Below are 13814 nucleotides of genomic sequence, written 5' to 3'. Positions count from 1 at the left end.
GTATCAATTATAAATCCGCCTTGCGGCAGCTCAAACATTTCGGCAAAAGTGGTGGTATGCGTGCCTTTGTCGCTCCATTCAGATACCTCACTTGTGCGCAGCTCCAGGTCAGGCAACAGGGCGTTGATCAAACTTGATTTACCAACCCCCGAGTGGCCCGAAAACAAGGTTACTTTATCTTTTAACAGATCCTGTACCTGGCTAATATTAGTTCCATCTAATGCGGAAACCGAGTAACAAGGGTAGCCTATTTTTTCATAAACAGCTTTATAATCGGCCAATATTTCTAATCCTTCATTGCTAAACAGATCAAGCTTGTTGTAAACCAATTTGGCGGGGATATCATAAGCCTCGGCAGTAACCAAAAACCGGTCAATAAACCCTAAAGAGGTCCGCGGCGATGCCAAAGTAACTACCAGCAAAGCCTGGTCAAGATTGGCGGCGATAATTTGCCCCTGTTTTGACAGATTGATAGATTTACGGATAATATAGTTTTTACGCTGATGCAGGTTGGTAATAACGCCGGTTTGCTGCTCGGGCTCCAGGTCAAAATCAACCACATCGCCCACGGCTAAAGGATTAGTGGTTGTAATACCCTTTATGCGGAACTTGCCCTTAATACGGCAATCATATCTCTTCCCATCAGGCGTTTGCACCTGGTACCAGCTTCCGGTTGATTTTGTTATTAGTCCCTGCATATAATTAAGCTCCAAAAGTAATTAAATTACATAGCTTATTAATTTGCCATAGCTTGATTTAAAAAAACGCTGCTTTTTAGATTAAAAACAATGAAAAGTAAAATAAATCTTGCTTATTAAAAAAATATCTACTTACTTTACAGTCATTATATGACAACTAAATTCACAACACCAACATCGACTACAACCACCGGCAAAAGCTACGGAGGAAGATAATCGTATGGTATAAAACATAAAAAGAAAAACCACATGAGCGCCTTCCTCCACACAGAGGAAGGCGCTTTTTGTTTAAATAATCTAATAAATGAAAATTTTAAAATTTGGCGGAACATCCGTAGGTTCAGTTCAAAGTATCCAAACCTTACTAAACATCTTAAAAGATGAGATCAAATTAGCGGCTAATGAGCAGCCGGTAGTAGTGCTGTCTGCCATGAGTGGCGTAACCAATCTGCTTATATCAATGGCCGAAGAAGCAGCTATAGGCAATGATTTTACGGCCCCGCTGGCCGAGCTGGAAAAGCGCCATTTTGATATTGTTAAAAACTTGCTCCAAATTCAAAAACAAAATCCGGCTTTAACACAGTTAAAGATCAACTTTAACCAACTGGAAGAGTTATTGCAGGGCATTTTAACGTTGCGCGAATTAACCCCTAAAACACGCGATCTGGTACTGAGTTATGGCGAGCGTTGCTCTACCTTAATGATAAGCAAAATTGCAGCCCAATATTTTCCCGCTGTTTTTGTTGATGCATCAACGGTTATAAAAACTGATAGCTCGTTTGGACAGGCTAAAGTAAATACAGAATTAACAGAACAATTAATTCGTGGGTTACACCAGGAAAATAAAGGCAAAATACTATTTGTTACCGGCTTTATTGCCGGCAATAACGAGGGGCAGATAACTACGCTTGGCCGTGGCGGCAGTGATTATACCGCGGCTATTTTTGGCGCGGCGCTTAACGCATCTGAGATACAGATATGGACCGATGTTAACGGCATGATGACCGCCGATCCGCGGATGGTTAAAAAAGCGTTTTCATTAACCGAGCTAACTTATACCGAAGCAATGGAACTATCCTACTTCGGCGCGAAGGTTATTTATCCGCCAACCATGATACCGGCATTTTTAAAGAAGATACCCATTATTATCAAGAACACTTTCGAGCCTGAGTTTGAAGGCACTATTATACAGCACGACTGCAAGCCATCAAATTTGGCTATCAAAGGCATATCGTCTATTAATAACATCAGCATATTAAATGTTGAGGGCAGCGGCATGGTGGGTAAATCCGGATTTAGCGGCAGGTTATTTTCGTTATTGGCCCGCGAGCAGATCAACGTGATATTAATTACCCAATCATCATCAGAGCATAGTATAACCTTTGCAGTATCTCCCGGAGATACTGAACGGGCGCGCCAGGTAATCGCGCAGGAATTTGAACTGGAACTGCTGGCCAAAAAGCTGGAAGATGTACAGATAGAAAAAAACCTGGCTATACTGGCTGTGGTTGGCGAGAATATGAAAGAAACTCCGGGTGTATCCGGTAAGCTATTTCATTCGTTGGGCCGTAACGGTGTTAATGTGCGGGCTATTGCACAAGGCTCGTCAGAGTATAATATATCGGTAATTATTTCATCCCATGATCTGGCAAAAGCCTTAAACGCGGTGCACGACGCATTCTTTGTTCAACTAACTAAAACACTGCACGCTTTTTGTTTGGGAACAGGTAACATTGGCAAAACCTTATTTAAACAGTTAAATGGTCATACCCAATTTTTACAGGATAATAACGGCATACAGGTTAAAATTGCAGGGATAAGTAATACCCGTAAAATGATTTTTAATACTGATGGTATTTCGTTAGATAATTGGGAAGAAACGCTTGAGCAATCCCACGAAAAAGCCGACTTGCCCGCTTTCATCGCAAAAATGAAAAGCATGAATTTGCCCAATTGCGTATTTATTGATAATACAGCAAGCCCCAAGCCAATTGAGTTTTATGAAGAGGTTTTTAAATCGACCATCTCAATTGTAACCTGTAATAAAATTGGCAACTCGGCTTCGTACAATCAATATAAAACCTTTAGGGATACTGCCCGGGAGCATGGCGTAGACTTTTTTTATGAAACTAATGTTGGAGCCGGACTGCCTATCATCCGTACATTAAAGGACCTGATGAATAGTGGGGACCGGGTGCAGAAGATAGAGGCAATTCTTTCAGGGACTATTTCCTTCCTGTTCAATAACTTTAAAGGCGATGCTAACTTTCATGATACTGTAAAGCTGGCACAGGAAAAAGGCTATACCGAGCCGGACCCGCGCGACGATCTGCGCGGCACCGATTTTATGCGTAAAATGCTGATATTGGCCCGCGATGCCGGGTATGCCTTAGAAACAACAGATGTATCTATACAAAGCATGTTACCGCAAGCGAGTTTGGATGCTAAAAGTGTAGAAGATTTTTATGAAACACTAAAAGCCGAAGACGCTTATTTTGCCGATATTAAAAATCGCGCGGAAGCCGAAGGTAAAGTTTTAAGATATATAGGTAAGCTTGAAAATGGCAAGGCATCCATCACCTTAGAAATGGTTGATGAAAATCATCCTTTTTATATGTTATCGGGCAGTGATAATATAATTTCGTTTACTACCGACAGGTATAAAGAACGCCCGCTGGTTGTTAAGGGCCCCGGGGCCGGGGCCGAAGTTACCGCCGCAGGTGTGTTTGCAGATTTGATTAATGTGGGGGCCTAACTTCCCAAGTTTTTGAAGAACAATATGGAAAATAACATACAAGAAAATAAAATAGTTACTAAAAAAGCCCCCCTCTTAGGAGGGCGGATGGTGGTAGGCGACAGCATCCAGGTTTTTGCCCCGGCAACAGTTGCCAACGTGGTATGTGGGTTTGATGTGCTGGGATTCGCGGTTAATGAGCCCGGCGATGAAGTAATTATGCGTGTTACTGATAAACCGGGTATCACCATAAGCAAAATTACCGGCGATGATGGCAGGTTACCACTCGACCCGGCTAAAAACACGGTGAGTATAAGTGTTAAACATTATTTGGAAAGCATTGATCGTACCGACTTAGGTTTAGATATTGAGCTGCATAAAAAAATGCCGATAGGCAGCGGATTGGGTTCAAGCTCGGCAAGTACAGTAGCGGGTTTGTTTGCCGCAAAAACTTTGCTGGGTGACGATTGTGACCCGATAAAACTATTACCCTTTGCCATGAAAGGCGAGGAAATGGCCTGCGGTCATGGCCATGCAGACAACGTTGCCCCGGCTTTATTTGGCGGCTTTGTGCTGATACGCAGTTATGAGCCGCTTGATGTGGTGCGTTTGCCGCATCCAAAAGGATTGTATTGTGCTATTATATTTCCTGACGTAGATGTACCTACCCGCGAGGCAAGGCAGATCATCCGCACAAAAATTAACATGAAAGACGCGGTTACCCAATGGGGTAATATTGCCGGGTTAGTAAGCGGTTTATTTATGGGCGATATTGACCTGATAGGCCGCAGTATGCAGGATGTATTGGTTGAACCCGTACGCTCCATGCTGATACCCGATTTTTATAAGATGCGTGAAATGGCAATGGAGCTAGGCGCAGTAAGTTTTGGCATTTCAGGCTCTGGCCCTTCTGTTTTCGCGTTTACACGCGATGAGGCTACGGCGCATGCTATCACCCAAAAACTACAACAGCATTTAACAAACATAAAAATAGGCTCTAATGGTTATGTATCGCCAATTAATGATGCAGGGCCGAGGGTGATAGGTTAAGTTAAAAGTCAAAATTAAAAATTAAAAAAATACGAAATCGAACATCCGATATCCGAATAAAAATGAAATTCTACAGTACCAACAATACCTCAAGCCGCGTAAGCTTTAAAGACGCAGTATTTAACAGCATGCCACAGGATAAAGGCTTGTATATGCCGGTAACTATTCCGCGTTTGGATGATAAATTTATTAATAACCTTGATAGCTATACCCTGCCCGAGATTGCTTTCCATGTAGCGCAAAATTTATTGGGTGATGATATTCCGGCTGATGATCTGAAAGCGATAATTAATGATGCCATTAATTTTTATGCGCCAATAGTTAAGCTGGAAAAGGAGGTTTATGTGCTGGAGCTTTTCCACGGACCATCACTAGCGTTTAAAGATTTTGGCGCCCGGTTTATGAGCCGGGTAATGAGCTATTTTTTAGAAAAAGGCGAAAAGCAATTAGATGTACTGGTAGCTACATCTGGCGACACAGGTGGCGCGGTAGCTTTAGGTTTTTTAGGCGTACCGAATACAAGGGTTACTATACTATATCCAAAAGGCAAGGTTAGCGATATACAGGAGCTGCAATTAACCACCAACGGGCAAAACATACGCGCTCTTGAAATTGACGGCACTTTTGATGATTGCCAGGCATTGGTTAAACAAGCGTTTACTGATGATGAACTGAATGAGAAATATCGTTTAACATCAGCCAACTCTATAAACATTGCCCGACTAATACCGCAAACTTTTTATTATTTTAATGCTTACGCGCAATTGCTTAAGCTGGGAATAAACAAGGTTGTGTTTTCTGTACCCAGCGGAAATTTTGGCAATATCGGCGCGGGTTTATTAGCCTGGAAAATGGGTTTACCTGTTGAGCAATTTATTGCGGCTACTAATGTAAATGATACCGTACCACAATTTTTAAAAAGCGGCGTTTATCAGCCTAAACCCTCAGTGGCTACATTATCCAACGCGATGGATGTAGGCAACCCAAGCAATTGGGTACGTATTGCCGATTTGTTTAAAGAAGATATGGATCAGCTTAAAAAACTGATTACCGGTTACAGCTTTGACGATGAAGAAACAGTTAAAGCCATTAATAAGGTGTATAAGGATTATAATTACGTGGTTTGCCCGCATACCGCTATTGCATGGAAGGCCTTGAAAACCTATCAGCAGGATAATAAAGCGGCTGATACTGCCGGAATATTTTTATCAACTGCACATCCATGTAAGTTCCCGGATGTTTTTTCAAAAGAAATTGCTGACCATATTGAAGTACCTGCACAGGTAAAAGAATTACAGGCTAAGGCTAAACAGTCGGTTGCTTTGGGAAAAGATTTTGAAGGGTTTAAGGATTATTTGTTGAGCAATAATTAATTCTCTATTGTCTCTTATCCAAGCAGCGAGGGGCTGACTAAAAAGGTCAGCCCTGTAACGCTTTATTTCCTCAACTTCTTAAACTCCGATCCTGCTTTCCACTGCGGGAAGCTGCTTTCAAAAGCCAGGCGCTTGCCTATCCGGAATATCATCTCTATATCTTCCATGCCGCCTTCAAAGCTCCAGGTAGCATCATACTGATCGGCGGGCTGGTGGTAGCGGTTGGCTGTGTAATCTTCCTGAAGTTTCTTACCGTATTCTTTCCCTTTACCAACCACATCAATACCACCATCTACCGTAATAGAGGGCACACCTACCTTAGCAAAACTAAAATGATCTGACCTGAAATAGCTGCCCGCCTCGGGGTGAGCCTCGGGTGCTAAATAGCGGTTGCTTTTCTTTAATTCGGCAACCAAATAATCTTCCAGTTCTGATTGGCCGTTTCCTGATATCGATACATCTTTGGTCTTGCCAAAAGGGTTAATGATATCAATGTTTATATTGGCCACTGTCTTACTGGCCGGATAAACCGGGTTCTCTCCATAATATTCAGAACCCAATAAACCTTGCTCTTCTGCCGTAACCGAAAGGAAAACTATGGTTCTTTCGGGCGGTGTTTTCAGGCTTTTAAACGCCCTCGCAATTTCCAAAATAGCCGCGGTTCCACTGGCGTTATCCAGTGCACCATTATAGATGGAGTCGCCTTTGGCATCAGGTTTACCTACACCTAAATGATCCCAATGAGCGCTAAAAATAATATACTCATCCGGCCTTTTAGTACCGGTTATTTTAGCAATAACATTGTGCGATTTATTAAAAACAACTTTAGTTTTAACAATTGCCGATAACTTAATCCCCATATCAAAACCTTTAAATCCATGTTTATTAGCGGTATGGAGTACGCTTGTATCTTTACCCGCAGCCTGTAATAGTTTAATGGCGCTTTGATGAGTTACCCAGCCTTGCATAGCCAGTTGATAAGCATGGTTGGCTCTTTTATCTAAATGCAGCTTAACGCCTCCATTTGAGTTTTGCACTACATGAAAAGGATATGAGGCGGCAGCCGTATTATGTACAATGATACAAGCCTTTGCCCCCTGACGGGCGGCTTCTTCATATTTATAGGTCCAGCGGCCGTAGTAGGTCATGGTTTTGCCTTTAAACATGGTGGTATCACCTGTTTCAAAACCGGGGTCATTCACCATAACCATAACTACTTTACCTTTTACATCAAGGCCGGCGTAATCGTTCCAGTTATACTCAGGCGCGACAACGCCGAAACCCGCGAATACAACATCATCATTATTTAGTGTTTGTACGGTGTCGGTACGTTCTGTCCACATTACAAAATCATCCATATTCTTCAGCTCAAAACTACCTTTTGCTGATTGCACCTTAAGCGGAGAAACAAATTTAGGGCTTATCTCTACCATTGGCACTTCCTGTAAATAACTATCACCATTACCCGGCTCAAGCCCCAGGCCCTTGTAAGTTTTTTGCAGATAAGCTATAGTTTTTACCTCGCCCGCAGTAAATGGCCTGCGGCCCTGGTATTCGTCAGAAGACAGGGTTACGATATGTTTAACCAGGCTATCTTTATTAAAAGCAGCCAAGCCGTCCTGCTCGTCGATAGCCTTAGGCTGATTACAGGAAACCGCAATTAACGCAGTGCCTGCCAATAGTAAATGTTGAATATACCTAGCCATGTGATTTTGATTTTAAACGAATATAATGATTTTACCAATAGCGCTACCTTATTATTGTAATGGCGCCGCTGTACCTTGTAGTATTGTAAACACTATTAAGGTTAATAATATAATAATAGGTAGCTACCGGCAACTGCCGTCCTTTATAGGTGCCATCCCAGGCTTTACTGTAACCCTTTGACTGGAATACCAACGCACCATAACGGTTATAAATATTCACCACGCAATCAGGAAAATAAGCCAGATCCGGCACATCCCAAACATCATTAACCCCATCGTTATTAGGTGTAAAAGTATTGGTAATATGTATAGCCGGCGGCGGCAATATGGTCATTACTATCGGCTGGCTGATAAGCGCCGCTGTGCATGACGCGCTTATTAAAATAATACAGGTAACCGCATCGCCCGTTTTTAAGATGCGACTGGTAAATGTGGGGCTATCCATACCGACATTTACGCCATTTACCTTCCATTGATAATGAGTAGCAGGTAAAGTGCTGGTGGCTGTAAATGTTATAGGCATGCCCGCGATTACGTTATTTGTTGAAGCAGTTATTCCAACCGTACCTACTGCCGCACTAGCGGCACTAATGTTAATACTATTTGATATTACAACTGCAGGGGCAAAACAACCCGGGCCGCTAACGGCAAGCGTACAGGTAACCACATCGCCGTTTATTAAATTATTACTGCTAAATATTGCCGCATTTGTACCGGTATTTGTACCATTAATTTTCCATTGATAAAAAGGGCTTGTACTGCCATTTACCGGTGTAGCGGTAAACGTAACGTTACTACCCAGGCAAATGGTGCCGGTAACTGATGGGGTAATAGATATCGATGGGGTAACATATGGTTTTGCTATTATACCTGTTATATTTTTTGAAAACCCGGTTAAATGACAATTACCTATAGTGGCTATACATTGCACAGCATCTGTAGCGGTAATACCCGAAGCGACATAGGTAGCCGAGCTAGTGCCAACATTAGCGCCGTTTACCTGCCATTGATAAGTGGGGGGCACACCAAAATCACTTACCGTTGCGGTAAAAGTAACCGGCGCACCCAAGCATACGCTGCTGAGATCAACCGCAATAGTAACACGGGGAGGCGATGGTTGCGTTATATTTAACGTTGCCGAGCCTGTAGTTGGATTTCCTGGCTGAAGCACAGTTATTATGGTGGTACCTATCCCCACAATGTGCACAATGCCTGTTGATGATATGGTAGCAACGCTCTCATTAGAACTGGTATAAATTAATGGAGCCGGACTGGTTGGATTTACTAACAATGGAAAATCCAGATCACATAAGGATTTTCCGGGAATGGTAGGAACGCTAATAATTGAGCCTTGTGCAACAACACTACCCGCGTTACATATCATACAAAAAAGCAGCAATACCTTAAAAACACCGATAGCTGCTCTTAATATTTTCATAGTATATATGTACCGCAAAGCAGCCTTACTTACTTTAGGATCAAATAATTATAAAAGTATTTTAATTGTAGGTAATTGATAAAAATATAAATATAATGTTTAACCTATGCATTTATTAGCTTTGGTGCTTAATTATTCAAAATGATAAAAAAGCTATTTTTTCAAACTTTGATTTGCCTGCTGTTTTCTATTGTTATTACCGGTTGTAATACCAAAAAATTTGACAGGCAGCAATGGAGCTATGGCAATGGTTTGGATTACCCCTTGCGTGATGGTATAGTTAATGACCTGGTAAAAAATCATAAACTAAAGGGCTTAACCTATCGCCAGGTAATTGATTCGTTGGGCACTCCGCAGAAACGGGATACGCTCCTGCTCTCTTACCAGATTATTGATAATAGTTTTGACTATATCCGCAAGCAACCTATTCACAAAAAGAACCTTATACTTTACTTTAGTAAAGACTCGGTAGTTACCAAGTTCGAGATATACGATCATACCAATAAAAAATAAGTAAACTTAACTGTCCCAGGGACACGTGAATACAGCTGGGACAGTTGGGACACTATTATGTTAGGTTACTGTATTTAAAGACCAGACTCCTATAGATTTTCTAAAATATCGCTTCGGCAATCCTCTTCGTCGGACCAGGATTACCCATGGTATAAAAATGCAGTACGGGCGCGCCAGCTTTTATCAGCTCTTTGCACTGGTTTATCATAAATTGGATACCTACTTCTTTTACCTCTGCTTCTGATTTACAAGCATGCACGGCATCGCTCAGGTCCTCGGGTATATCAATATGGAATATTTTGGGCAGATTGATGAGTTGTTTAGATGAAGTTATCGGCTTCAATCCCGGTATAATAGGCACATTGATACCATTATCACGGCAATTTTTCACAAATTCAATATACTTGCTGTTATCATAAAACATCTGGGTTACTATGAAATCAGCACCGCCATCAACTTTTTGTTTAAGGTATTTAAAATCTGTTTTAAGGTTGGGCGATTCGAAATGCTTTTCTGGGTATCCGGCTACGCCGATACAAAAATCAGCCTTTACAGACTCGTGCTCTTCGTGCAGATATTTGCCCCTGTTCATGTTCGTTACCTGGTCAAGCAATTCATTCGCGTAGCAATGTCCGCCAGGTGTAGGTACAAAAGCCGATTCTGTTCTGCGGGCATCACCTCGCAATACAAGTACGTTCTCAATTCCTAAAAACTGAAGATCAATTAAGGCATATTCGGTTTCTTCCTTAGTAAAGCCACCACAAATTAAATGCGGTACGGCATCTACGCCATATTTATTCATAATAGCCGCGCACACGGCAACTGTTCCGGGGCGTTTTCGGTAGCTTACTTTTTCTAACAGGCCATTGGCATGCTCTTTATAAACATGGTCCTCGCGCGATGAGGTAACATCAATAAACGGCGGTTTAAATTCCATTAACGGATCAATAGCATTGTAAATACCCTGAATGCTTTGGCCCTTTATTGGCGGAAGTAATTCAAAGGAAAAGAGCGTTTTGCTTTTGGCGTTCTCAATATGTTCTGTAATTTTCATGTATTAGTATCAAGTAGCTAGTATCAAGTAGCTAGTATCAAGTATTTTCACCGACCGTCATTGCGCGGCCACTTCGCAATCTCTGCACCAGACGGTCAATCAGACAAATTTCATTTATTGTATAATGCTAATAACAAACATCCTGCACATTGATTTGCATGTGTAGAGATTGCTTCGTTCCTCGCAATGACGCTTTATTATTTAGCTTTTTATTCCTCCCCCTTTAGGGGGTCGGGGGGTTAATAATTCAAGTTCGGACCCAACCAACGCTCTACCGTTTCTATTGTCATATTTTTTCTAACCGCATAATCCTCTATCTGATCTTTACTTATTTTATTAAGCCCAAAGTACCGTGATTGCGGGTGCGCGAAATAAAACCCGCTTACAGAAGCAGCCGGTGTCATGGCTAAACTTTCGGTTAAATGCATGTGCGCGTTATCTTCAGCCTTCAACAGATCAAACAAAGTGATCTTCTCGGTATGTTCCGGACAAGCGGGATAACCCGGTGCCGGACGAATACCCTGATATTCTTCTTTGATCAGTTCTTCTGTAGTTAGTTCCTCCCCGCTCGAGTAGCCCCAATACTCTTTACGCACCAGCTCGTGCATTTTTTCGGCAAAAGCTTCGGCTAATCTATCAGCAAGGGCCTTGGCCATGATGCTGTTATAATCATCATAATCTTTTTCAAATTTGGCTACCAGTTCATCGCAACCAATACCTGTTGTTACGGCAAATCCGCCAAAGTAATCTGCCACACCGCTTTCTTTTGGTGCCACAAAATCTGATAAGGCATAATAAGGTTCGCCTTTTACTTTTTCTGATTGCTGGCGCAGGGTATGTATGCGCGATAATTGTTGGGTACGGCTTTCATCTGTAAACAATTCTATATCGTCGCCCACCGCATTAGCCGGCCAAAAACCGATAACGCCGTTTGCCTGTAATAAGTTATTATCAACAATCTCTTTTAACAATACCTGTGCATCGTCATAAAGCTTTTTGGCTTCAACCCCTACAAACTTATCATCAAATATTTTTGGATAACTGCCGCGTAATTCCCAGGTATGGAAAAACGGTGTCCAGTCTATATAAGGCACCAACTCTGCTAATGGGTATGCCTCAAAAACCTTAGTGCCGGTAAAGGCCGGTTTTGGAGCGACTTTAGCCAGGTCTATTTCGAATTTTTGAGCGCGCGCTTCTTCCAGCGTTACAAAACGCTTATCAGATTTTTTATTCGCGTGTGCCTCGCGGGCTTTTTCATACTCGTCTTTTATGCCTTGTATATAGCTGTCGCGATTGTCCCTATTCATCAGGCTACTGCAAACCGTAACGCTACGCGATGCATCTAAAACATGTATTGCCGCACCAGAATAATTTGGCGCAACCTTTACAGCAGCGTGTATACGTGATGTTGTTGCACCGCCAATAATTAACGGAATGGTGAAGTTTTGACGCTCCATCTCTTTAGCAAAATGCACCATTTCATCCAGTGATGGTGTTATCAATCCGCTTAAACCAATAATATCTACTTCTTGCTTTATAGCCTCTTCAATTATCCGCTGCGCCGGCACCATTACGCCCAGATCTATCACCTCGAAATTATTGCAGGCTAAAACTACGCCTACTATATTTTTTCCGATATCATGCACATCGCCTTTTACGGTGGCCATTAATATCTTGCCGGCATTGGCACGGCTCCCGCTCGAATCTTCGCCCGCATCAATAACCCGTTGTTTTTCCAGCTCGATAAACGGCAGCAAATAGGCCACGGCCTTTTTCATTACACGTGCCGATTTTACTACTTGTGGTAAAAACATCTTGCCTGCACCAAACAAATCGCCCACAATATTCATCCCGTCCATTAACGGGCCCTCTATCACTTCAAGCGGTTTGCTGTATTGCTGCCTGGCTTCCTCTACATCATCATCTAAATATTCAATGATACCTTTTACCAGCGCGTGCGACAAACGCTCTGCAACGGGCGCTTTGCGCCATTCTTCGTCGCGTACTATTTCTTTGCCTTTGCTTTTTACGGTATCGGCATATTCAACCAGGCGCTCGGTAGCATCATCACGCCGATTCAGCAATACATCTTCTACCAGCACCAATAATTCCTTATCAATTTCCTGGTAAACTTCAAGCATCCCGGCGTTTACAATGCCCATATCCATGCCTGCTTGTATAGCATGGTATAAAAATGCCGAGTGCATAGCCTCGCGCACTACATTGTTCCCTCTAAACGAGAACGAGATATTACTCACCCCTCCGCTAACTTTAGCGTAAGGTAGATTTTGCTTTATCCAGCGGGTGGCTTCAATAAAATCAACCGCGTAGTTATTATGTTCTTCAAGGCCGGTTGCTACGGTTAAAATATTAGGATCGAATATGATATCCTGTGGCGGGAAACCCACCTCATTAACCAAAATATTGTATGATCGCTGGCAAATTTCTTTACGGCGCTCTAATGAATCGGCCTGGCCCGTCTCATCAAAAGCCATCACTACCGTTGCTGCGCCGTAGCTTAATATTTTACGGGCACTTTCTTTAAACTTTTCTTCGCCTTCTTTAAGCGAGATGGAGTTTACTATACCCTTACCTTGTATACATTTTAATCCTGCTTCAATAACCGTCCATTTAGATGAGTCGATCATGATAGGCAATTTGGATATATCCGGCTCGGAAGCTACAAGGTTCAAAAACTTAACCATCACCGCTTCCGAATCGATCATGCCCTCGTCCATGTTAATATCAATAACCTGGGCACCACCTTCTACCTGCTGACGGGCAACTGTTAAAGCTTCCTCATAATTCTCTGCCAATATCAGCTTAGAGAATTTTGGCGACCCGGTAATATTGGTACGTTCGCCCACGTTCACAAAAATACTTTCGGGAGTGATGGTAACGGCTTCAAGTCCGCTTAAGCGCATAAAAGGCTCAACGGTTGGTATTAAGCGTGGTGAATGTTTGGCCGCTTTATCGGCAATACATTTAATGTGATCGGGCGTTGTACCGCAGCAACCACCTACAATGTTTACCATCCCGGCTTTCATAAAATCATCAACCTGGTGGGCGGTCTCGTGCGCGGTTTCGTCATACTGACCAAACTCATTAGGCAGTCCGGCATTGGGATAGGCTGATATAAATACATCTGCCTTTTGAGAAAGTTCTTCCAAATGCGGGCGCATTTCTTTTGCACCCAAAGCGCAGTTTAAGCCTACTGATAATAAATTGGCGTGACGCACCGAGTTCCA

At 42.5% G+C, this 13814-nt stretch carries 9 protein-coding genes; 4 read left to right on the top strand and 5 right to left on the bottom strand.

Annotation, left to right across the window (positions count from 1 at the left end; translation table 11 throughout):
• On the bottom strand, window positions 1–698 hold a 698-nt coding region (gene rsgA / locus JWP71_RS08580), incomplete at its 3' end, for a ribosome small subunit-dependent GTPase A (RefSeq protein WP_299498637.1).
• Window positions 699–1002: 304 nt separating this feature from the next.
• On the opposite strand from rsgA, the gene thrA reads away from it, so the two are divergent.
• The 3 genes from thrA (at window position 1003) to thrC (ending at window position 5855) form a co-directional block, all read left to right on the top strand.
• Entirely contained in the window at window positions 1003–3453 is a 2451-nt protein-coding gene (gene thrA / locus JWP71_RS08575; RefSeq protein WP_299498635.1) for a bifunctional aspartate kinase/homoserine dehydrogenase I, read from the top strand.
• Between the two features lie 87 nt (window positions 3454–3540).
• Window positions 3541–4482, top strand: coding sequence for a homoserine kinase (locus tag JWP71_RS08570; protein WP_299498639.1), 942 nt, complete (start codon window positions 3541–3543; stop codon window positions 4480–4482).
• Between the two features lie 62 nt (window positions 4483–4544).
• Window positions 4545–5855 (top strand): threonine synthase, encoded by a 1311-nt coding sequence (gene thrC, locus JWP71_RS08565; protein WP_299498633.1) that lies wholly within the window; start codon window positions 4545–4547, stop codon window positions 5853–5855.
• Between the two features lie 62 nt (window positions 5856–5917).
• Here thrC and JWP71_RS08560 read toward each other — a convergent pair whose 3' ends face one another.
• Both JWP71_RS08560 and JWP71_RS08555 read right to left on the bottom strand, forming a co-directional pair.
• Entirely contained in the window at window positions 5918–7561 is a 1644-nt protein-coding gene (locus tag JWP71_RS08560; protein WP_299498631.1) for a M28 family metallopeptidase, read from the bottom strand.
• Between the two features lie 43 nt (window positions 7562–7604).
• The gene (locus tag JWP71_RS08555) at window positions 7605–8999 is read right to left on the bottom strand and encodes a gliding motility-associated C-terminal domain-containing protein (protein WP_299498629.1); all 1395 of its coding nucleotides are present in this window, start codon (window positions 8997–8999) and stop codon (window positions 7605–7607) included.
• A 141-nt stretch (window positions 9000–9140) separates the two neighbouring features.
• Here JWP71_RS08555 and JWP71_RS08550 point away from each other — a divergent pair, with 141 nt between their 5' ends.
• Complete coding sequence (locus JWP71_RS08550; RefSeq protein ID WP_299498627.1) at window positions 9141–9512, top strand: hypothetical protein; 372 nt, start codon at window positions 9141–9143, stop codon at window positions 9510–9512.
• Between the two features lie 100 nt (window positions 9513–9612).
• On the opposite strand, the gene metF is transcribed toward JWP71_RS08550, so the two are convergent.
• Together metF and metH are read right to left on the bottom strand one after the other, a co-directional pair.
• Entirely contained in the window at window positions 9613–10566 is a 954-nt protein-coding gene (gene metF / locus JWP71_RS08545; RefSeq protein WP_299498625.1) for a methylenetetrahydrofolate reductase [NAD(P)H], read from the bottom strand.
• Window positions 10567–10805: 239 nt separating this feature from the next.
• Window positions 10806–13814 (bottom strand): methionine synthase (gene metH / locus JWP71_RS08540; RefSeq protein ID WP_299498623.1); only part of this gene is annotated, 3009 nt, incomplete at its 5' end.

This window comes from Mucilaginibacter sp. (genome assembly GCF_028287845.1).
Taxonomy (GTDB): Bacteria; Bacteroidota; Bacteroidia; order Sphingobacteriales; family Sphingobacteriaceae; genus Mucilaginibacter.
Note: the sequence above shows the minus strand (reverse complement) of the source record. Positions and strands in the feature narration are given on the sequence as shown.